A 23,204-nucleotide genomic window follows, 5' to 3' on the forward strand; every position below is an offset into this window, starting at 1 on the left:
AAACATGGCTTATAATTTATTAAAAGGCAAAAAAGGCATCATATTTGGCGCCCTTAATGAGCAATCCATCGCCTGGAAGGTAGCGCAGCGCGCTGTACAGGAAGGTGCCGAAATTGTATTATCAAACGCGCCTATTGCATTACGCATGGGCGAACTCAATAAACTTGCTGAAGAATGCAATGCGCCCGTTATAGGTGCCGATGTTACCAGTAATGATGACATCAACAACCTGTTTACCAAAACAAAAGAACATTTTGGCGGCGGTGTTGATTTTATCCTGCACTCTATTGGCATGAGCATCAATGTGCGTAAAAACATTCCTTATTACGAAAACAACTACGATTTTACCCATAAAGGTTTTGATATTTCGGCTTTAAGCCTGCACCGCATTTTACAGGCAGCTATGAAACATGATGCCATCAACGATTGGGGATCTGTAGTTGCTTTAAGTTACATAGCCGGCCAGCGCTATTTCCCCGGCTATAATGACATGGCCGATAACAAGGCTGTTTTAGAAAGCATTGCCCGTAACTTTGGTTACGAATACGGCGTAAGCAAAAAAGTACGCGTAAATACCATATCGCAATCGCCAACCCGTACCACTGCAGGATCTGGGGTTAAAGGCTTTGATGGCTTTATTGAATTTGCCGAAAAAATGAGCCCGCTTGGCAATGCCGATGCCGACCAATGTGCCGACTACTGCATCACCCTGTTCAGCGATTTAACAAAAATGGTTACGATGCAAAATCTTTTCCATGACGGCGGCTTCTCCTTTACCGGTGTAACGCAGGCTGTTATAGATCAGATGGCGAAATAATAAACAATAAAAAATATATTATTAGGCGAAGCATTCGGCAAACCCTTATTATTGCACAATAATAGGGGTTTGCTATTTTATAATGCTTTATTCTATATATGACAAAATCTTTAGGATTTGTTTTTATCATCTTAATTTTATTATTTAGTAAAGCGTATTCCCAAAACCTAAATGCTACAGGTAAAGTTCTTGATGAACAAAACCACCTTGCTGTTCATAGTACAATTAAGGTTTACGAAGGAAATAATCTACTGTACCAGACATTAACCGATAGTGTCGGCTTTTTTAAGATTCCTAATCAATATTTCATTCAATCCTCATATTTTAAAATTAGTTCTTTGACTTTCAACGAACTGACTTTTAAAATAGATGTCAAGAAATATAACTTAGACAAAAATATTGATTTAGGTATTTTCCACATTTCATCAAAACAAATTGAATTAAAAGAAGTAAAAATTTCAGCTAAGAGACGATATAGGGATACAACAAAAATAGATCTTTCTAAAGAAAAATTTGAGAGTTCTATTATGATAAACGACCTTCTGTCAAAACGATATGGCTTTTATAGAGATGATCACGGACAATTATATTATAACGGAAAGATAGTTTCTAATCTTGTTGTTAACGGTAGCGATTTTTTTGGAAAAAATAACATAGACATCTACAAACTATTACCGGCACTCACCCTTGATGGAATACAGATTGAAGAGACAAATATCGATAATATTACAAATACCACGACTCTCAGGCCAACCATCACAGTAAATTTGAGGTTAAAACAAAAATATAGCGGTGGCGGATTTGGCAACGCTACAATAGGCGGAGGTACAGAAAATAGGTATATAACCGGTACAGACTTATATAAATATAGAAATAAGGAACAAATATCCCTTTCAATCAATAGTAATAATATAAATGTCACAAATAATCCGATTTATGAACCAGTTATCGCATTCTCTCCTAATAGCAATAGTTTGGAGGCCCAACGTTCCAGATTCACTTACAGTAACCTAATAGGGAAAAAAATAGAAGTAAATTTTTATGCGCAAGGCAAAATTGAAGATAGAAATTACTTTTCAGAATCAACCAGAAAGGAATTTATATTAAACCAGTTTTCTAAAACAGTAAGTACTTTCAAATCAAACTCTAAGGGAATTTCAGACAGCAAATTAGCTTTCTTATATAATATTGATTCATTAAATAAATTGGCTTTTAGTCAAACCGTTAATTACAACAAAACAACTATCAATGACTCATCTTATTATAACATACAGTCAGATTCTTTAAATACAATATCTAATTTGCATAGGACCCAAAACCTGTTTAATACCACAACACTTACTGAAGTCTCTTATAATCATTTGTTTGAATCAAAGAAAGGGAGATCACTAACCATCAAATTGAACCGAATTAATAACAATGTTAAAAATGACGAGACAGACGACATTTACGGTTTAGCAAACACAAGAGAAAAAAAATATTTTATCAATAGCAAAAAAAAATATGCCGAAAGCAGCTATGACGTAAACGCAAATTTTGATGAACCTATAGACGATGATACTTACTTTAACTTATTTTCAAAATACAAATTTGACCAAGCTAATTATGACAATGATATTCTAAGCGATAGTATATTCAAGTTTTCGAAAATGCCTACCAAAATATCAAATCAATATTTCCAATTGGGAATAAAATTTCTGAGGACTTTTCAGAAAATTTCACTTGATGGAACAATAGTGGGACTAATGGATTTAAGAAACAATTCACTAATTGGTCTAAATAGTTTTTTGTCGTTTTATAATTTAAATCTTGATTTAAAGGTAGATTATAAAATTAGTGAAAATAAAAATCTAACGCTCAAATACAAGACCAATACTAACTACCCGATGATCAATCAATTAATAAACATCTACAACACCTTTGATTTAATTTCACAAACCACCGGAAATCTAAAACTAAAACCAGAAATAGACAACAGTCTAAATTTGGATTATACGTTAAAGAAAACAGATGCCGAATCCATCAATATTAATGTTGGTGCGGATTTTTATGCTTCCAAATTCGGGTTAAATATTAACGCGCTACCTAACGCAACTCAAAACAACTATATTGATAATGTTGGAAATGCGACGTCCGTTTTTATAGGAACCTTTATCACCAAGAATATTTTTAAAACATTTTATCTTAATTATAATAGCAGTATTAGCTATCAGGAACAACCGACAATTGTTAATGAAAAATTAAATATTAACAATGTAGTAATGTTTAATCAATCACTATCTACAACTAAAAATATACTTAAAGATATATTATCAATCTCGCCAACAATAACAGCCTCATACGGCCAATATTACTATCAAACAAGTAATTCAAGTATCCTTAATTTAACATATTCAGATAATTTCTCTGCTTCTATAGTCAAGTTCAAACTTGATGTGTACCCTTTAATCAATTATAGCCATAGTATTAATACTCAGGTCGCTTTTTCAATGAATGCGTCGATAAAGCGAAATTTATTTAAAAAATATGGCACTATCTGGTTACAGGGTTACGACTTATTCAACTCTTTTAAGTTTAACAATACTTTCTCAGGTTCCTCTTATACTCAAACAGTTAAATATTCTAATATTAGCAGATATTTTATTATTGGTCTAAGCTTTAAATTTAATAATATTAGCAATAATTAAATTATTACATTTGGCGAAACAACTTAACTCAAAATATAACAAATGAAAAAAATTCTCCTGTTATGTAGTATACTTATCACATACTGCTTTACTACCAATGCTCAAACATTAGGACTAACACCTACACCGACTACAGTAACATCTGGTAATACCATTACCGTAAAAGGTACCGGCGAAACATCGTCTAAATTTTTCACCGGGCTGAATTATTGGTCGCTAAGCGTTGCAAGCCCAAATCAGCAGTACTCCAACAACGTATCCATTCCATCAATTACCACCTCACCCACTTTTTACAACCGGGCACAAGGTACGGCGACCTCTTTCCAATTTGAACCTAAAAGTTCGGCACCGGTTCCTGTTACCGTAACATACACCTTCAGGATGACCCCTTATGACTATAGCAATCAAACCACACTACCAGCCGAAGACCACAGCTTTACTGTGACAATTAATCCGGTACCAGGACAGGAGCAAATATATGCAAGGCTTGAAACGGTAAAACGAATTTCTTTTTCTGGACCTGTACCTGTTACAGGGTACGTTGATCCCGACCCTTATGAAGGGGAATTTGATATTTACGTTAAGTTTTATAGATATTCAAATACAACTGTTCCTTTAACTGTTAGTAGTTTACCTGTTACATTTCAAATCAAGCCTCAAAGAGGCTCAACTGTGGTTAAAACCCTTACAGCAAATGGAGACAGTTATTATCTGGGATTTGGTGGAACTGTAGCAAAACGTCTTACTCCCCCTTTCCCAACTTCGAAACCTACTGCAGATTTCTTTGGATATACATTACTTCCTTCAGCAGGGTATACAATTTTCTAATAGCCTCATTTTAATATTATCCATAAAAAAGGAGCCTTGCGTTGCAAGGCTCCTTTTTTGGGATAAATATTATTGGTGTTATTGTACCAAAACTATTTTAACATTAAGTTTTGGCGGTGCGATAGTTAATTTACTACCATCGGCATTCTGAGCGTCAATATACACGTGCCCTTTGGTATAAACAAACCTGTAGGTAATCCCATCAAACACATCCGGAAGCTGCTCATAGGTTCCACTGTCATCCAGATAAACTAATACAGCTCCGTGATTGTCATAATAATTATCAATTTCGGGCATCGGGATATCTGAAGTATAAGCTCCGTTATTGCCTATTGTGCTATCAAAACTCCAACCGGTAGTTGATGTAAAAACAGTTGTTGCACCAGGGCCGATAATTGTTTCTTTTTTGCAGGATGTAGCTGCCAATATCACTGTGCAGCAAATTAAAGTCAAGATTTTTTTCATAATGTTTCGATTGTATATATTGTAAGAACAATATAATTTAAAAAGGTTTAACGGAATCTGAGATAATTTATTTCAAAAACAGTATTAACTATTCGGCAATATATTTTTCTATCTGCTTTTTCCATAAATAATAGCCATACGGAGTAAGATGGATACCATCGGTAGTTGCAAGGGCGTTTAGTTTATTATCAACCAAAAAATAGTCATACATATCTATGTAAACCACATGGTTGGCTAAACAATAGTTTGCCACCCTGCGGTTATAGGCTTTTATCTTTTGGTTAAACTGGCTGTTCAAAGTAGGCAATACCGATTGTACATACAGTTTGGTTGCGGGCGAAGCAGCTTTAGCTACCATATTCATTTCCACAAAGTTATTGTAAGCCTTGTCCATACTCTTGCCATTGCGTACATCGTTTATCCCGGCTTCCAAAAATATTTTCGGTGGTTTGCGTACAATGATCCTTTTCAGGTTTTCCAGGATCCCATCAGTCTCCAATCCGGCAAAACCCATGTTTTTCAGATGCATATTACCAAAGCTGCTTCTCAATTCAAAGCCTTCGGTTAAGCTTGTACCTATAAATATAATTTCCTGGTTATCTCTTTGAGTGTTGAAAAGCGCATCCCATTTTTGCTTCTCAAACTGATGGCGGCGCATGTAACCAAAATAAACTTTACGATCGATAAAATAGCCCACCGTAACCAGGTTCAGCATAACCGAAACCGCAAACAGCCATTTATAGATAACCTTTTTATTTACCGGCATTACCAATTAAAACAATGAATTATCCTGCATTTATAGACTATAAAGATACAATTAACCATCATGCACAGGCGGTACACAAGCCCCGAATAAAAGCATTTTGAAATAACTAAAATTTTAGTTTAATTTATCTATGCTAAAGCCCCTTGCCTTGCTCTTGTTGCTTATACCCGGAATTTGCCTGGCGCAAATAAAAATTACCGGCAAAGTAATTAATACTGCCGACCAAAAGCCAATTGCCAATGCCAGTGTATTTTTAAACAATGCCATAGTTGGCGATAAAACTGCCGACGATGGCACATTTACGCTTAGCAATGTAAAACCCGGCCAGTATACATTCATTGTTACCGCCATTGGTTTCGAAACCCATAGCGTTACCCTGATGGCGGGTGCGGCCAATATCGTGCTGGCCGATATTTCGCTGGCTCCAAAAACAATCATGCTACAGGAAGTTAATATCCGGCCCGACCCAAACCGGCAGCGCAATTATGACGATTTTAAACGCTTATTCCTTGGCACTTCAGATAATGCCGCCCTGTGTAAAATCCTGAACCCCGATGTTGTGGACGTTGATTTCGACACCAAAACGATGATCCTGTCGGCCACCAGTAATGATGACTTTATCGAGGTTGAAAACAAGGCCCTGGGTTATTTGATAAAGTATAAACTTTCAAAATTCAGTTATGATGCCAAAGGCTTTTTTTATTACGAGGGCCTCTCTGTATTCGAGGAAATGAAAGGAAGCAAATCGCAGCTGCGCAAATGGGCAAAGCAGCGCCAGTCGGCATATCTTGGCTCATCTATGCATTTTTTACGTTCGGTTATCAGCGGTCAAACAGACAAAGAAGGTTTCCAGGTTTTGCGGCTTGTGCGCAAACCAAATCCCGATTATAAAGAAGGGCGGCTGGGGAATAACAACTATAAATATATCCAGTCGCTATACACCAAACCACCGTTGGGACCGCCAGACTTTGCGCACCCTACCGACCAGCCCGGGTTATTTGCCATTGGCTTTACCGACTGCCTATATATCATCTACACCAAAAAGCGTGAAGAAACTGACCTATCTGTTTATCATCCGCTCGAGATCCCAAACCACCCGGTCACTATCCTTGCATTTGATGAACCTTATGCTTTTTTTGATAACAACGGCATTATTGCCAATCCGCATAGTATCGTATTTGAAGGCGATTGGGGCAAAAGCCGGATAGCGGAGTTATTACCGGTTGATTATGAACCCGCTGTTACCAAATAAACCCGACATATGGTACGTATAGGCTATTTATAAAATAAAATTTATTGGTTAGCTTTATTCATGCTAAAACCTTTACTCTTATTACTTTTTTTAATGCCTTCAGTTTGCCTGGCGCAGATAAATATCACAGGAAAAATTTTAAGCCAGGATAATAAAGATCCACTCGATAACACCATTGTTTTTTTTAACAACACGAAGCTATCGGCTGTCACTACCGCAGATGGAAGCTATACCATTAAAGATGTAAAGCCTGGTGAATATGCTTTCGTGGTTTTTAAATTTGGCTATCGCGTTTATAACCGCACGATTCTTATCGACCACACGATAGAGTTTCAGGATATCTTTTTGGAACCGATCCCCAAACTCTTGGAGGCGATAAAATATGTGGAGGATTTTATTCATACACGCGATTTGAACGATTTCACAAAGGCATTTTTGGGTTCGACTGAAAACGCTCAGCAATGTATCATACTAAACCCCGAGGTTATTAACCTGGGTTATAACCCCAAGGCACGTGTATTAAGCGGCTCGTCCAAGGATTTTATACAGGTGGCTAATAAAGCACTTGGTTACCTTATTAAATACAAACTGGATACGTTTTATTACACGGCAAAAGGTCAGGTACATTTTGAAGGCTTAACATTGTTTGATGACTTGAAAGGGACTCCAGCACAAATTAAAACATGGCAAAGAAACCGCCGCGAGGTGTACCAGGGATCCTCAATGCACTTTTTCAGGGCTGTAATTGCCAACCAACTGGATTATGAAGGGTTTAAGGTTTTGAAACTCATCAGGAAAATTAACCCTGACTATACCCTTAAAAATAATAAACCTAAAATGCTATCCATTTTAGACAAAAAGACACCTTTAGCTATCCCCGATTTTATAAGCCGCACCAATCAGCGGGGCTTATTTGCCATGACATTTACCGACTGTCTGTATATCATGTACACCAAAAAACATGACTATTTTAACAACAACAATCTTGATTTGCCTCCGGGTGCGCCAAGCTACCCCGCAAGTACGGTAACACTTACCGAACCTCATGCTTTCTTTGATAGTAATGGTGTAATAACAGATCCGAACAGCCTTGTCATGGAAGGCATGTGGGGACTAAGCCGCATCGCCGATTTATTACCGCTTGATTATGAACCGCCATCTGTAAAATAAAAACAAATCCTCCCAACAAAAAACCCCGTCTGCTTGCACAAACGGGGTTGTATTTTTAAATAAGAACTTGCTTATTTGGTTTCCTCTTCGGTTGGCGTTTTGCTTTCGCCTTTTTCATCGATAATGGTGATCTGGCTGGTTTCTTTGTCGAAATCAACTTTCATAATATCACCTTCGCTCAACTCACCTTTCAGTATCTCTTCGGCAATCGGATCCTCCAGGTATTTCTGGATAGCACGTTTTAACGGACGTGCCCCAAATTGCGAATCGTAACCTTTTTCGGCGATGAATTCCTTAGCGGCTTCAGTAAGCTCGATTTTGTATCCCAGGCCATTTACACGGCTAAACAGGAATGCCAGTTCGATATCGATGATCTTGAAGATCTCGTCTTTACCTAATGAGTTAAACACGATAACATCATCAATACGGTTTAAAAACTCAGGGGCGAAAGCACGTTTCAACGCGTTCTCGATAACACCTCTTGAATGCGTATCGGCCTGCAAAGTTTTAGCATTAGTACTGAAACCTACACCTTGCCCAAAGTCTTTCAACTGGCGGGCGCCGATGTTGGAGGTCATGATGATGATGGTATTCCTGAAATCAACCTTACGACCTAATGAATCGGTTAGCTGGCCTTCATCCAATACCTGTAACAATATGTTGAATACATCCGGGTGAGCTTTTTCAATCTCATCCAGCAATACTACGGCATAAGGTTTACGGCGTACTTTTTCGGTCAGCTGTCCGCCTTCTTCGTAACCTACATAGCCTGGAGGCGCTCCTACTAAACGAGATACCGCGAATTTCTCCATGTACTCGCTCATATCAATTTGTATCAGCGCATCTTCGGTATCAAACATAAAGCGGGCAAGTTCTTTGGCAAGCTCGGTTTTACCAACACCTGTAGGGCCAAGGAAGATGAACGAGCCAATTGGTTTTTTAGGATCTTTTAAACCGGCGCGTGTACGTTGTATAGCGCGGGTTAACTTTTTGATAGCATCGTCCTGACCAATAATTTTGCTGCTAACAGTATCTGCCATATTCAATAGCTTTTGGCTATCGGCCTGGCCTACCCTTTGTACAGGGATACCGGTCATCATAGATACTACTTCGGCAACATTGTCTTCGGTTACGGTATAACGTTTTGATTTGGTTTCGGCTTCCCATGCGGCTTTGGCCTGGTCAAGCTCGGCAATCAAATTCTTTTCGGTATCACGTAACTGTGCAGCTTCTTCGTATTTCTGGCTTCTTACAACCTTATTTTTCTCAATCTTGATCTGCTCAATTTTTTGCTCAATATCCAGTATATTTTGTGGTACATGGATATTGGTTAAGTGAACACGCGAACCCGACTCATCTAAAGCATCGATGGCCTTATCCGGTAAAAACCTATCAGTAATGTAACGGGTGGTTAAGTTAACGCAGGCATTAATAGCTTCGGGGGTGTATGTTACACCGTGATGCTCTTCGTATTTCTCTTTGATGCGGTTTAGTATCTCGATAGTTTCAACCGGGGTAGCTGGTTCAACCATTACCTTTTGGAAACGACGGTCCAAAGCGCCATCCTTTTCTATGTACTGGCGGTATTCATCTAACGTGGTTGCACCAATGCATTGAATTTCGCCCCTTGCCAAAGCAGGTTTAAACATATTTGATGCATCAAGCGAGCCCGAGGCACCACCTGCACCAACTATAGTATGAATTTCATCAATAAATAAAATTACATCAGGAGATTTTTCCAGTTCGTTCATTACCGCCTTCATACGCTCTTCAAACTGGCCACGGTATTTTGTACCGGCAACCAACGAGGCTAAATCAAGCGTTACTACTCGTTTGTTAAACAATACACGCGATACTTTACGCTGTACAATGCGTAGTGCAAGGCCTTCGGCAATGGCCGATTTACCTACACCTGGCTCACCTATTAGTATAGGGTTGTTCTTTTTACGGCGCGACAGGATTTGCGATACACGCTCAATCTCTTTTTCGCGCCCAACAATCGGGTCAAGTTTCCCATCCTCGGCGGCGCGGGTTAAATCGCGGCCAAAGTTGTCCAATACCGGTGTTTTTGATTTAATGTCTGATACCTTTTTAGGCTGGCTGAATGATTCTTCTTCTTTAAAGTCGTCATCGCCGCCGGTTGGCGATCCGGGCATTTCGTCAGTTACATCATTTTTATGTGATTCCACTTCACCCTTAAACACCTCGTAGTTTACGTTAAACTGTACCAATATCTGCGATGCGATATTATCCTCATCGCGTAATATAGATAGCAGCAGGTGCTCGGTTCCAATTACATCACTTTTAAATATTTTGGCTTCCAGATAAGTAATTTTTAATACTTTTTCGGCTTGCTTGGTCAGGGGGATGCTGCCTATGTGTACATTGGTTCCAATGGTACCTTTAACGGCATCTTCCACAGCACGGCGAAGCTTTGCAGTATCAACGTTCAAACCTTTCAGCAATTTAATTGCTACGCCATCACCATCCCTGATGAGGCCCAGTAAAAGATGCTCTGTTCCTATATAGTCGTGCCCAAGGCGCAATGCCTCTTCTCTGCTGTATTGAATGACATCTTTAACCCTCGGCGAAAATTTAGCTTCCATATATACCTTTCAATTATTATGAACGCCGCAATCTATAAATTTTGTTTTTACAAACCCGACGCACGGTTTAACATTTATCAACAATATTGCCAACATTTAACACTTTGCAGAAACAGACATTGATATGATATGCAAGCTATTAAAGTTTGGGTTTAAACAGTAATTTTTATCAAAAAATCCAACAATGACCTAATTTTTTTACAATATACGAACGGAACTTACCATTTTGATACAAAAAATTCAAAATAGTTTAAACATTTTGTTAATAAATTATAACGATAGCAACAAAACAGGCATTTCGTCATAACATATGCCATAAAGGCATTAACATAATATTTACGTTGTGTTCATCTATATGTACGCAAAAACAAGCAAAACAGTTGCCATTTTACTGTGTTAAACGCAATTAAATACTTACAAGTATGTATAAAGTAACATGGAGTTGCATTTGGCAGTAAATAATTTTTCTGCCATCGGTTTTTTAAGCGAATCCATCTATTTTACTCATATTTGTTGCGATATTCATTTATAGTGTGAGTATAGTTCTTAAATAGAGAGTTGTTATTGGGCTGAGGAAAATCGGGGCGCAGGTTACAGGCAAGTATGCCGTAAACTAACCAAGGAAAGACTCACCCGGCGAGGCTACGCCCGCCACCCTCTCTTCACCTGCAGTGGAAAGAGGGGCTTGAAGAGTGCTGATCTCCTTACCCTCTTTGCGGCGAAGCCAGGGAGAGGGCCGACCGGCGAAGCCTGGTCGGGGTGAGTCGTCGCCTGCGTTCAAAACGACACTTTTTATTTTTAGAAACAGCTACTCACACCATAAAATGTTCATCAGCATTTCAAATCAATTATAATGGCAGACGAAAAGATCATTTTTTCAATGGCTGGGGTTAGCAAAGTTTATCCCCCGCAAAAAACAGTATTAAAAAACATTTACCTATCGTTTTTTTATGGCGCCAAAATCGGCGTTATCGGCTTAAACGGCTCGGGTAAATCATCCTTATTAAAAATTATTGCAGGCATTGATAAAACCAATATAGGCGAGGTTGTTTTTTCGCCGGGTTATACTGTAGGATACCTGAGCCAGGAGCCCGAGCTTGATCCGGAGAAAACTGTTCGCGAAATTGTGGAGGAAGGCGTTGCCGAAACCACGGCCTTATTAAAGGAATATGAAGAAATAAACGAAAAATTTGGCCTGGAAGAATACTACAGCGATGCCGACAAAATGGACAAGCTGATGAACCGCCAGGGCGAATTGCAGGACCAGATTGACGCTGTAAACGCCTGGGAGCTGGATACCAAGCTTGAACGCGCCATGGATGCCCTGCGCTGCCCAGAGCCGGATACCAAAATATCGGTACTATCGGGAGGCGAACGCCGCCGGGTGGCTTTGTGCCGCTTATTATTAAAGGAGCCGGATGTTTTACTGTTGGATGAGCCTACCAATCACCTGGATGCCGAATCGATAGATTGGCTGGAACAGCATTTACAACAATATAAAGGTACGGTAATAGCCGTAACGCACGACAGGTATTTCCTGGATAACGTTGCCGGATGGATCCTGGAGCTTGACCGTGGAGAAGGTATCCCATGGAAGGGAAATTATTCCTCATGGTTGGATCAAAAAGCCAAACGCTTGGCCCAGGAAGATAAAACCGAAAGCAAACGCCAGAAAACCCTGGAGCGTGAACTGGAGTGGGTACGCATGGGGCCAAAAGGCCGCCACGCCAAATCAAAAGCCCGTTTAGGCAATTACGAAAAACTGGCATCCGAAGAAACCAAAGAACGCGAAGACAAACTGGAGCTGTTTATCCCCCCGGGCCCGCGTTTGGGTAATATTGTAATTGAGGCCAACGGCGTAAGCAAATCATATGGCGATAAATTATTATTTGATAACCTGAGCTTCTCGTTACCCCCCGCAGGTATTGTAGGCATCATTGGCCCCAACGGTGCTGGCAAAACCACGCTGTTCCGCTTAATTACCGGGCAGGACCAGCCGGATGCAGGCACCTTCCGCGTAGGTCCAACCGTTGCCTTAGGTTATGTCGACCAGATGCACGACGATCTTGACCCTAACAAATCGGTATGGGAAAACGTAACCGGCGGCCTGGAAACCATTATGGTAGGCAACAAACCCTTAAACTCCCGTGCATATGTATCTAAGTTTAACTTTAACGGCGCCGATCAGCAGAAAAAAGTAGGCATACTATCGGGTGGCGAACGTAACCGGGTGCACCTGTCTATCACCCTTAAAAAAGGATCGAACGTGTTGCTGCTGGATGAGCCAACCAACGATATCGACGTAAACACTTTACGTGCCCTGGAAGAAGCCCTTGAAAACTTTGGCGGCTGCGCCGTAGTAATCAGCCACGACCGCTGGTTCCTCGACCGTATCTGCACCCACATCCTGGCTTTTGAAGGCAACTCGCAGGTTTACTTCTTTGAAGGCAACTACTCCGACTACGAAGAAAACCGCAAAAAACGCTTAGGTGATGTTGCGCCGAAGAGGATTAAGTATAAGAAGTTGACGGTGTAGGCCCCCTCTAAATCTCCCCCTGAAGGGGGAGACTTTTGAATTACTCCCCGCCATGTCATTGCGAGGCACGAAGCAATCGCGAACTGTGCGGATCAACTTGAAGGGGCCACAATTATCGTATACATCCAAGACTTACGAAGTTTTAAAAACTTCGTAAGTCTTTATCAACCCTAACCTGAATCCTCCACACATCAATGAGCCAATTAAACTTCTTCATAACCCGTGATGAAACAATCAGTATACTAAATGCCCTTATCGACACATGCGAAGTTGACGTCTTTATCGGAGGCGCTTTTGAACAAGAAAAACCAGCCCCTGTTAGCAAGATCACCACGCTAATTGATGCTGACTACTTTACGCTCTGGCTAAAAAATGAATTTAGAGAACCTAAAGGATTTAAATTAAATCATGGCGATAACAAAGACCGATTTATATTTGATTATTACAAAGACCCAATCATGCAGTTTGCCGATTGTAAAAGAACACCAGCATTAATTTCGCCCGGTCGTATTTTTTATAAGGCCGGATGGGTAGAACATGACGAACTAAGACAGAAGCATAAAAATTGGGGTATACGAGTATCGCGCTTAATTGATAAAAGGCTCCATAAATTGAACAGCATCTGGAGAATTTCTGATGATGTAAAAGATTGGGTGGTAAATGGTGGCAATTTGGAATTAGGGCCGGGCGGTATGATAATCAACAAATACAATCTAACCACCAGACCATAATCTGTAGATAATCACTCATCATTTCGCTCATCTTCATTAAATGTACTACAACTACTCACAGCCCATATACCCACCACCCAAATCAAAAATTCCCGGTATTATCATACTGATTGCTCTTTTCGTTGGTATAGCTGCGTTGGTAGCAGAAATCAGCTTATTCAGGCTCACGTTTATATCGCTGCCGCGCGCCTTGACTATATGGGCCGGATTTTCGACCGTAGCGTTTTTGCTGCTTCTTCGCATATTTCAGAAATATTATCCGCCCACGTCGTCTTTGTTTTTTTTGGCCATAGGTTATGGAATTGCATGCGCCGGGCTGCCACTTTACCTGTTTATGGCCGCAAACTATTATTTTGCCGATGCCAAAACCACAACACAAACGTATATTGTTATTGCGGCGGATAATGGTAGCCCTATCGGCAAGTGTGTTGAGCCTTACATCGAAATAGAACATAAAGGACTAAACAAGCAGATCATTTATCCCTGCGGCACTGTTGTTGATAAACAGAAATCTCTCACTTTAACCACAAGCGAAGGTTTCTTTGGATACGATATCATAAGAAATTAGCAACCGCTACTATCAGTACTTAAACGCGGTAAGGAAAATTATGCTACATAATTTTAATAGTTGTCCCCTCATACCCCACACTTCCGTTTAAATCACTCCCTTGAAAAATAACAGCATACCCGGCATTACTATCCGACGCGGCATTTTTTACCCTTACTATCAATTCCTTAACACATCTCAACAAAAAAATTCCTAACTTGCCGTTTTCTAATAAATAATACTTAAGGCCATGACAGAGACGCTGGACATCAAGATCACCAAGACCACGCATTCCCGTTTAGCAGAAACGGATTTTGACAACTTACCTTTCGGAAAAACATTTTCTGACCACATGTTTGTGGCCGATTATGCTGATGGTGAATGGAAAAACCTGCAGGTCATTCCCTACGGCGAGATTGGTTTAAGCCCGGCAATTTCGGCCCTGCATTACGGCCAGTCATTTTTTGAAGGATTGAAAGCCTACAAACATGCTGATGGAAAGGTTACCATTTTCCGCCCCGATAAAAACGCTATCCGTTTTAATAAATCGGCAGAAAGGCTTTGTATGCCTACCCTGCCCGAAGAAATATTTTTACAAAGTATGGCCGCCGTGGTTGACCTTGACCGCGAGTGGGTACCATCAAAACCAAACCATGCTTTATACATCCGCCCGTTCATGTTCGCAACAGATCCTTACCTGGGCGTAACACCATCGGCAACGTATAAATACATGGTAATTTGTGGGCCTGTTGGTCCGTATTTTTCAAAAACACTACGTGTAAAAATTGAAACCTACTACACCCGCGCCGCCGAAGGCGGTATGGGTTACGCAAAAGCAGCCGGCAACTACGGCAGCGCGATGTTACCTTCGCGCAAGGCAGCCGAGGAAGGCTTTGACCAACTGATATGGACAGATGCCAAAGAACATAAATACGTTGAAGAAATGGGCGCTGCAAACGCCATGTTTATGCTGGATGGCAAACTGATAACCGCCGAAGCAAAAGACACCATTTTAGATGGCGTAACCCGCGATACCGTTATCGCTTTAGCCAAAGAGTGGGGCATCCCGGTTGAAACCCGCAAAGTTTCTGTTGCCGAAATTATTGAAGGCGCCAAAACCGGCAGACTAACCGATGCTTTTGGCGCAGGCACTGCCGCAACCATCGCATCAGTAGGCTCTATCAGTGTTGATGGCGAGGAATATTTCCTGAGCGATCCAAAAACACGCGAGTTTTCACAAAAAGTATTGGCCACCCTTGATGCCATTAAATACGGCAGAGCAGAAGATACCCACGGCTGGAATTACCTCGTCGGATAACGTGTTACGTTGTACGTTTGACGTTGTACGTTTTAAATAATAAAAAGAGGCTGTATCATAAATCATGATCAGCCTCTTTTTTGCGTGATTTATTCGGGTACCTGATGGAGGCAATTTTCGTACAGGCGATTCTCAGACGGTCATTTTGATTTATGATACAGCCTCTTTTATTATTATATCTAAATTACTTTGATTTCCTCCTATTCCGGCAAACGTACAACGTACCACATACAACGTTAATCAACCGATACGGTCAATCCTTCTTGCTGAAGAATTTTACGGTAGATCTCCATTTCGGTAAAGGAGCCTTCCAGCACCGCGCACTTGCCTTCGTTATGTACTTTCCAGGCAATTTTTTCGGCTTGCGGTTCGGAGTAATCCAGGTATTTCATCATACAGTGGATCACATGGTCAAACGTGTTGAAATCATCGTTCCATAATATCAGGCGGTGAACTTCCTTAAGTCCGGCCAGCAATTCTTCGAGGGTAAATGTTTCTTCCTGTGTTTCAGTTGGCATACGTAACTACAAAATTACTCAAAAACAATAATAAAAATACTAAAATCGTGTTCAATTCACTTAAAAACATACCCCAACTGTGTGCCTGCTACACACCGGACAATCTAAACAACATGAAAAAAATCGCTGGTTGCATTATCATCCCATTAGCAGTTCAACTATTTACCATTGCCACAGCAAACGCTCAGGCATCCAAAAGCGGACCGGCCAGGTTACACCCCCCACCCCCAACAATCAAAATAGACGGCGACGACAAAGATTGGGGCGATAGCCTGCGCTACTTTAACGAAGACCGGAAACTAAACTACGCGTTGGCCAATGACCAGACAACCCTTTACGCCGCCATCAAAATAACCGATAAAATGGACCAGATGCGTACGCTGAATGCAGGCATCACCCTAAGCATTGATAATAAAGGTAAAAAGAAAGAAAGCTTCTCGCTCACCTTCCCCTTAGCCGAACCGGGAAGCAAACCCGATTTTGGCAAACGCCCCGACGACAATACCGAAGTTACTCAGCAAGACCGCGACGATTTGCAGCGCGAACGCATAACCAAATTACGCGACATTAAAGTAGTTGGTTTTAAAGATATCGAAGGCGACATGATCACCACCTCGAATACCTACGGTATCAAGGCGGCCATTGATTACGATGCCGAAGGTAACCTTGTTTATGAAATGGCCATACCCCTGAGTTTTTTCCATGCCGATGATCAGTTTAAAACCGAGTGGGCTTTCAATTTTAAAATAAACGGCATCCAAAAACCAAAAGGTGACGGAACGGAAAACAATGGTGAACGGCAAGGTGGCAGCATGGGCGGCGGAGGTGGTCGCGGAGGACGCGGCGGCGGCATGGGAGGTGGCGGCGGACGTGGCGGCAGGGGCGGTCGCGGAGAAGGCATGAGCGGCGGCGGTGCCGAAGGCAGCCGCAGCGAACTTTCCAAATCAACCGATTTTTGGGAAAAGTTTTACCTCAATAAAAATTAACAATTTATTACCGGGCCTGGGTTTAAGCCGATAACCACCGGCCAAAGCCCAGCCCTATTTTTTAAACTGTGGCAGTATCTCGGGTATCAGCTTTAACACCCACTGGTTGTACATTTTGGCAGATGGATGCAGCCTGTCGTTAGCCAGAAGGCTTAGGTCAAATGCGGCTTGTTTTGAGATGGCGGTAATATCAACATAAATAACTCCTGCCTTTTTGCTCTCATCCAGGTTAATGGCGTTAAACTTGTCTATATCGGGTCCAATCAACGCATCATTTCCATTGGCAAAGGGCGTTACGCCATAATCCGGGATAGATAAAACAAATACATGCTTTTTATTGCCTTTTGCAAACTTAATAGCCGTGTTTAAAACCGCTGCAAATTTAATACGGTAGTTATCTTTACTATAGCCTCCGTACTGGTCGTTAACACCAATGAGTAAGGTTACAAAATCATAGGTTTTATCATTGATAGTGCTGTTTTTGATGGCATCTATCAGTTGGTCGGTTATCCAGCCGGTACGCGCTATAATTGTTGGTTCGGTTACTTTAAACCCAGGCAGAATGGCTGCAAGCTGATAAGGGAAAGACTCTTCAGGGCTAACAGACTGACCTATGGTATATGAATCCCCCAAAGCAAGGTAGCTCAGGGTATCTGTTGCAGCGCCGGTTACCGGCACTGTATCTGCAGGCTGCGGAATGGCACCGCTGTTTATCTTTTGCATCTGATCGGTCTTTTTTGAGCACGCGGTTAGGGCGCTTATCGAAAATAAAATTAAAAATAGTGCTTTCATGACAACATCTCCATATCAAACAATACGGAAATGTGGTGTTTAAGGATTTCTTTTACTTCATTTATATTTACCTCGTAGCCAAGTTCCTGCTGCATGGAGGTTACGGCTTTATCATCAATACCGCAAGGCACAATGTTTTTAAAATAATCGAGGTTGGGGTTTACGTTAAATGCCAGGCCATGCATGGTTACCCAACGGCTGCAGCGCACACCCATAGCGCAAATTTTGCGGGCCTTGTCGTTATCGGCATCAAACCAAACACCGGTGTAGCCTGGGTAACGGCCGGCCTTTAAACCATAATCGGCCAGGGTTAATATCACAGCCTCCTCCAGCGTACGCAGGTATAGGTGGATATCAGTAAAAAAATTATCCAAATCCAATATCGGGTACGATACTATCTGCCCCGGGCCATGATAGGTAATATCCCCGCCCCGGTTAATAGTATAGTAAACGGCCTGCTTTTCTTTCAGCCCGGCTTCATCCAATAGTAAATGTTCAGGTTTGCCGCTTTTGCCTAAAGTATACACATGAGGGTGTTCGCAAAAAACAAGGTAATTGAAGGTTTCATCAGCTTCAAAGGCGTCAAAAGTATCGGCAGGCACCAGTGCTTTAGCTGCCTCGGCATAAGCCAGTTCGTTATTGCGGTTATCCAGCTTGGTTTTTACCGTTGCCGAAAACAGGTCTTCCTGCCTGTCCCAGGCCTGCTGGTAATCTATCAGGCCCCAATCCTGGAAAAATACTTTCTTATTCTTCATCACTTATCTTCTTTTACGTAGCCAATCATATAATCGGCGTATTGCATATAGCCAACTGTGTAGTCCAAATTAAGTTCATTTTTATGCAAATTGGCATTCAGCACGCCATGGTGTTCAAAGTTAAAAGGCTCTAAAAAAATGTTATCGACAAATGATACCTCTTTTTGTCCGTTGCATTTATAAACGGCTTCTTTGGCACACCAGCATACATACAGGTGTTCTATCTTTTTATCATCGCCAATAAAGGCAAGTTCGTCAGGGCGCATAAACTTAGCGGCTATGCGTTCAACTTTTTCTTTTATCTGCTCAATATCAATTCCCACTTTATGGGTTTTGCTAATCATCACTGCGGCATAATCAAACGAATGGCTCAGCGAAATATGGTATGGCAGGTTTACCAGGTACGGCTTACCATGCGCGTCAACCTTGCAATCAATATATTCATCGGTGCTCAGCATTTTGCGCAACAATACGCGGGTACCCAACCAGTGCAGATAGCGCTTACTGTGGCTTAGCTTTTCAACATAAGCTTTCTCATCTTCATCCAATTGCAATTGCTTATACAGGTCATCTGCCTGCTCCTCTATTTTCCAGAGTGCAAACTCAGTGTCATCATCAATACGCTGCCGGTATGCTATCGCCATAAAAGTAAAATTGCAAAATCGGACGCAAACTTATGCCAAATAAATTTAATTATAATAATTGCCATATCATATTCATAAACGATTGATTTTTAATTAACTGTATACCAAATTCCATTCAACAATCAATTTCAACAATGTTTGATTGTTTATTGTTGCCTGTTGCGGTAATTAGTCATATTTTCGCCCCTCATCAAATTTGGCTATGATATTATCTGATAAGCGCATCCTCGAAGAAATAGAAAAAGGAACCATCATTATTGAACCATTTGCGCGCGAGAAGCTTGGCACCAATTCCTATGATGTGCATTTGGGTAAACACCTGGCTACTTACCGCGATAGGGTACTTGATGCCAAAAAACATAACGAAATTGATGCCTTTGAGATACCTAAAGAGGGCTTTGTACTGCAGCCCAACACCCTTTACCTGGGCGTAACGGTAGAATATACCGAAACTCATAAACATGTACCCTTTTTGGAAGGAAAATCGAGCACTGGCCGTTTGGGTATTGATATACATGCCACAGCCGGCAAAGGCGACGTTGGTTTTTGCAACACCTGGACACTTGAAATATCATGCGCCCAACCCGTGCGCGTATACGCCGGCATGCCCATTGGCCAACTGATATATTTTGTTGTTGAAGGCGAAATTGAAACCCTGTACAACACCAAAAACAACGCCAAATACAACAACCCTACCACCCGCCCGGTTGAAAGCATGATGTGGAAGAATAAGTTTTAGTACGTTGTAAGTTATACGTGATACGTTGTGCGTTTTTTTAGGGCTAATTAGCCTTTAGTCGTAAGAAACATGTTCACTTTTTTTTCCGACGGATTAAACCTTTACCTAAACCAACAGTCAAACCGCCAACTATCCAAAACCTCTACCTATGAAAACCCAAAACCTCCATAACTTTAAACACAGTTTTATCAACGTAAAACTTATAACGTAGCACGTAAAACCTAAACCATTTTCCGAGCCTCCCCTGCCGTAACACACTTGTTATAATATTATTATAATATTTTCCGTAGATTGAAAATTATTTACCTGATGAAAAACAAACCTCTTTTTGCCGGTTTATTGATAACTGTAATCGCTACAGCTATTTTGAGTTTTAAGGGCCCGGGCGAAGAACTGCTGCGCAAAATGGTCGACCAGCTTGATAAATGGCGGGCCGAGCATCCGCAGGAAAAAGTTTACCTGCAATTTGATAAACCCAGCTATGCTATTGGCGATGACATCTGGTTTAAAGCGTACGTAACCATCGGTAATAAACACCAGCTTTCGGCATTAAGCGAAATTTTGAATGTTGACCTGATTGACGAAAATGACTCTGTAAAGCGAAGTATCAAATTACCATTAATCAGCGGCCTGGCCAATGGCGATTTTGCCCTTGCCGATTCGATGAAAGAAGGCAACTACCGTATTCGCGCTTATACCAATTGGATGCGTAATGAAAGTGAAGCTTATTTTTTTGATAAAACAATTACCGTTACAAATAGCATCAGCAATAACGTTTTTACTAAAACCGCGTTTACTTATTCCACTCAAAATGGCAAACAAAAGGTAAACGCGCTCATTAGCTATAGTAATATTAACGGCGAACCTTATGTAGCTAAGGAAGTGAGCTACCATATTGAGCTGAACGGGAAAACCGTTTTTAAAGGCAAGGGTGTTACCGATGATAAAGGTAATATTGAAGCTAGCTTTATAAACAGCACTAACGATTTTGCCGCCACCGGTCAAATACTAACCACCATTAAATATGCCGAGAAGAAAATGGCCGAGAAAGCCATTGCCATAAAGGCAGTATCCAACAAAATTGATGTTCAGTTTTTCCCCGAAGGCAGTGCCCTTATTAACGGGATAAATTCAAAAATAGCTTTTAAGGCCATTGGCGCCGATGGTTTGGGGGTAGATGTAAAGGGGACTATAATGGATGACCAAAACCAGGTAACTGCCAATTTCAATAGCACTCACCTGGGTATGGGTTTTTTTAAATTTGTGCCGACGGCGGGGAAAACCTACAAAGCACACATTACCTATCCTGACGGAACTGAAGGAATATTTGATTTGCCTAAGGCGGTTGATAACGCGTACTCCTTAGCCATTGATAATTCATATGACGACAACATTTTGATTAAAATACTGCCGGGCAAAGACCTCTTAAATGGTGCTACGCCCACAGCAGGGCTTCTGCTGGTAGCGCAGGTGGGGGGCGAGATTTATTACGCAGGCAACAGTGCGGATGGCGGAAAAACTTTTACCGCCGAAATCCCTAAAAGCAAATTCCCATCTGGCATTGTGCAATTCACTTTATTTTCAGATAAGGACGAACCGCTAAACGAGCGCCTGGTGTTTGTTAAAAACAATGATGATTTAAAACTTTCGGTAACCGGCGACAAGCAAAAATACGCCCCCCGTGAAAAAGTGACCATCAGCCTGAATGCCAAAAATACCGAGGACAAGCCGGTAAGCGCCAGTTTCTCGGCAGCGGTTATTGATCTGTCGAAAGTTTCGGTTGATGAAACGGCAGAAGAAACTATCCTATCAAATATCCTGCTTTCGTCCGATTTGAAAGGATATATCGAAAAACCGGGCTATTATTTTCACAACGCGAACGCAAATGCACAGGCCGACCTGGATGTGCTGCTCATGACGCAAGGCTATCGTCGTTTTGAATGGAAGAAAATACTGAATGATAGTTTTAACCCAATAGTTTATAAACCCGAAAAAACATTGCAGGTATCCGGCCATTTAAAAACCCTTTGGGGCAAACCCGTCGTAAGGGGTAAAGTAACGTTATTCACTACAGCGGGCGGTGTTTTCATGATTGATACGGTATCTGACGATAAGGGTAACTTTGTTTTTAAAGACCTTGTTTTCAGGGACAGCATCCGGTTTGTAATACAGGCGCGCACCGCTAAAGACCGCAAAAACCTGGAAATTGAACTGGATAATATTGCCCCGCAAGCCACAGGCAAAAACAAAAATGCTCCCGATATACAGGTAAACATCAGCGATGGCCAGGCTGTTTATCTTAAAAACAGCAAAAGCAAGTTTAATGAGGATATTAAATATGGAATTGGCAACCATACTATTGTTTTAAAAGAAGTATTTATAAAGGACGTAAAGAGCAAAAAAGACCTTGTCAAAAACTCCAACAATTTAAATGGCCCCGGCAACGCCGACCAGGTACTTACTTACAAAGATTTTGAGAACATGGGCGGAAACTTTGTCTCTTCCTTACAAATGAAAATATTTGGGGTGACTTTTAGAAATGGAGTCCCTTACTCAACCCGCAGCCAAAACCAGCCGATGACCGTTATGGTTGATGGAATGCAGGTTGATGGAGATTATTTAAATACTTTATCTACAAATGACGTAGGAAGTGTTGAAGTTTTACGCACCATAGGCAATACGGCAATTTATGGCTTTCGTGGTGGAGGTGGCGTTTTGGTTATCACGACAAGGCGCGGCGGCGATGGCTCTGTTTACAACCGCTATGCACCGGGTGTTGTAACCTATGCACCAAAGGGATATTACAAAGCCCGCGAATTTTATTCGCCGGCGTATGACGACCCTAAAACTAATACGCAGATGCAGGATTTACGCTCAACCATATACTGGAAACCTAATATTATAACGGATAAAGATGGCAATGCCACGTTTTCTTTCTTTAATGCAGATGCTAAAGCCACTTACCGCATTTTAATTGAAGGAATTGACGTTGAGGGTAACCTTGGCCGGCAGGTTTATACCTATAAGGTGGAGTAAACCGGGTTGGT

General features: G+C 41.2%; 19 protein-coding genes. 12 read left to right on the forward strand and 7 right to left on the reverse strand.

What is annotated here, in order from left to right; genetic code table 11:
- Positions 1–4 precede the first annotated feature (4 nt).
- The 3 genes from PQ469_RS23940 to PQ469_RS23950 all read left to right on the forward strand — a co-directional run bounded on the left by PQ469_RS23940 (position 5) and on the right by PQ469_RS23950 (position 4,332).
- Positions 5–817, forward strand: coding sequence for an enoyl-ACP reductase FabI (locus PQ469_RS23940; RefSeq protein WP_274209909.1), 813 nt, complete (start codon positions 5–7; stop codon positions 815–817).
- A 98-nt stretch (positions 818–915) separates the two neighbouring features.
- On the forward strand, positions 916–3,504 hold the full coding sequence (locus PQ469_RS23945) for an outer membrane beta-barrel protein (RefSeq protein ID WP_274209910.1): 2,589 nt from the start codon (positions 916–918) through the stop codon (positions 3,502–3,504).
- Positions 3,505–3,546: 42 nt separating this feature from the next.
- A complete protein-coding gene (locus tag PQ469_RS23950) occupies positions 3,547–4,332 on the forward strand; it encodes a hypothetical protein (protein ID WP_274209911.1) in 786 nt (261 codons plus the stop codon).
- A gap of 78 nt (positions 4,333–4,410) precedes the next feature.
- Here PQ469_RS23950 and PQ469_RS23955 read toward each other — a convergent pair whose 3' ends face one another.
- Positions 4,411–4,797 (reverse strand): hypothetical protein, encoded by a 387-nt coding sequence (locus tag PQ469_RS23955; RefSeq protein WP_274209912.1) that lies wholly within the window; start codon positions 4,795–4,797, stop codon positions 4,411–4,413.
- A gap of 88 nt (positions 4,798–4,885) precedes the next feature.
- Entirely contained in the window at positions 4,886–5,563 is a 678-nt protein-coding gene (locus PQ469_RS23960; RefSeq protein WP_274209913.1) for a GDSL-type esterase/lipase family protein, read from the reverse strand.
- 130 nt (positions 5,564–5,693) lie between these two features.
- Here PQ469_RS23960 and PQ469_RS23965 point away from each other — a divergent pair, with 130 nt between their 5' ends.
- Both PQ469_RS23965 and PQ469_RS23970 read left to right on the forward strand, forming a co-directional pair.
- Positions 5,694–6,815: a carboxypeptidase-like regulatory domain-containing protein gene (locus PQ469_RS23965; protein WP_274209914.1), complete on the forward strand. Its 1,122-nt coding sequence runs from the start codon at positions 5,694–5,696 to the stop codon at positions 6,813–6,815.
- Positions 6,816–6,908: 93 nt separating this feature from the next.
- Positions 6,909–7,985 carry a carboxypeptidase-like regulatory domain-containing protein gene (locus PQ469_RS23970; protein ID WP_274209915.1) on the forward strand — a complete coding sequence of 359 codons (1,077 nt, stop codon included), beginning with the start codon at positions 6,909–6,911 and terminating at the stop codon, positions 7,983–7,985.
- Positions 7,986–8,056: 71 nt separating this feature from the next.
- On the opposite strand, the gene PQ469_RS23975 is transcribed toward PQ469_RS23970, so the two are convergent.
- Positions 8,057–10,591, reverse strand: coding sequence for an ATP-dependent Clp protease ATP-binding subunit (locus tag PQ469_RS23975; protein ID WP_147055970.1), 2,535 nt, complete (start codon positions 10,589–10,591; stop codon positions 8,057–8,059).
- 853 nt (positions 10,592–11,444) lie between these two features.
- On the opposite strand from PQ469_RS23975, the gene ettA reads away from it, so the two are divergent.
- The 4 genes from ettA (at position 11,445) to PQ469_RS23995 (ending at position 15,723) form a co-directional block, all read left to right on the forward strand.
- Positions 11,445–13,127 (forward strand): energy-dependent translational throttle protein EttA, encoded by a 1,683-nt coding sequence (gene ettA / locus PQ469_RS23980; RefSeq protein ID WP_274209917.1) that lies wholly within the window; start codon positions 11,445–11,447, stop codon positions 13,125–13,127.
- Between the two features lie 194 nt (positions 13,128–13,321).
- Complete coding sequence (locus tag PQ469_RS23985) at positions 13,322–13,858, forward strand: hypothetical protein (RefSeq protein WP_274209918.1); 537 nt, start codon at positions 13,322–13,324, stop codon at positions 13,856–13,858.
- Between the two features lie 40 nt (positions 13,859–13,898).
- Positions 13,899–14,426: an NfeD family protein gene (locus PQ469_RS23990; protein WP_274209919.1), complete on the forward strand. Its 528-nt coding sequence runs from the start codon at positions 13,899–13,901 to the stop codon at positions 14,424–14,426.
- Between the two features lie 229 nt (positions 14,427–14,655).
- Positions 14,656–15,723 (forward strand): branched-chain amino acid aminotransferase, encoded by a 1,068-nt coding sequence (locus tag PQ469_RS23995; protein WP_274209920.1) that lies wholly within the window; start codon positions 14,656–14,658, stop codon positions 15,721–15,723.
- Between the two features lie 236 nt (positions 15,724–15,959).
- On the opposite strand, the gene PQ469_RS24000 is transcribed toward PQ469_RS23995, so the two are convergent.
- Entirely contained in the window at positions 15,960–16,241 is a 282-nt protein-coding gene (locus PQ469_RS24000) for an ATP-dependent Clp protease adaptor ClpS (protein ID WP_090641497.1), read from the reverse strand.
- Between the two features lie 113 nt (positions 16,242–16,354).
- On the opposite strand from PQ469_RS24000, the gene PQ469_RS24005 reads away from it, so the two are divergent.
- Complete coding sequence (locus tag PQ469_RS24005) at positions 16,355–17,227, forward strand: hypothetical protein (protein ID WP_274209921.1); 873 nt, start codon at positions 16,355–16,357, stop codon at positions 17,225–17,227.
- A 54-nt stretch (positions 17,228–17,281) separates the two neighbouring features.
- Here PQ469_RS24005 and PQ469_RS24010 read toward each other — a convergent pair whose 3' ends face one another.
- From PQ469_RS24010 to PQ469_RS24020, 3 genes are all read right to left on the reverse strand, one after another.
- Positions 17,282–17,950 carry an SGNH/GDSL hydrolase family protein gene (locus PQ469_RS24010; RefSeq protein WP_274209922.1) on the reverse strand — a complete coding sequence of 223 codons (669 nt, stop codon included), beginning with the start codon at positions 17,948–17,950 and terminating at the stop codon, positions 17,282–17,284.
- A 65-nt stretch (positions 17,951–18,015) separates the two neighbouring features.
- Complete coding sequence (gene lipB, locus PQ469_RS24015; protein ID WP_274209923.1) at positions 18,016–18,774, reverse strand: lipoyl(octanoyl) transferase LipB; 759 nt, start codon at positions 18,772–18,774, stop codon at positions 18,016–18,018.
- The gene (locus tag PQ469_RS24020) at positions 18,774–19,418 is read right to left on the reverse strand and encodes a 4'-phosphopantetheinyl transferase family protein (RefSeq protein WP_274209924.1); all 645 of its coding nucleotides are present in this window, start codon (positions 19,416–19,418) and stop codon (positions 18,774–18,776) included. The genes lipB and PQ469_RS24020 overlap by 1 nt, the downstream gene beginning before the upstream one ends.
- Before the next feature lie 202 nt (positions 19,419–19,620).
- Between PQ469_RS24020 and dcd the strand changes: the two genes are divergently transcribed.
- The gene (dcd, locus tag PQ469_RS24025) at positions 19,621–20,157 is read left to right on the forward strand and encodes a dCTP deaminase (protein WP_274209925.1); all 537 of its coding nucleotides are present in this window, start codon (positions 19,621–19,623) and stop codon (positions 20,155–20,157) included.
- Positions 20,158–20,466: 309 nt separating this feature from the next.
- On the forward strand, positions 20,467–23,193 hold the full coding sequence (locus PQ469_RS24030; RefSeq protein ID WP_274209926.1) for a TonB-dependent receptor: 2,727 nt from the start codon (positions 20,467–20,469) through the stop codon (positions 23,191–23,193).
- Positions 23,194–23,204: the final 11 nt, after the last annotated feature.

Origin of the sequence: Mucilaginibacter sp. KACC 22773, from assembly GCF_028736215.1 — a bacterium.
GTDB lineage: Bacteria > Bacteroidota > Bacteroidia > Sphingobacteriales > Sphingobacteriaceae > Mucilaginibacter.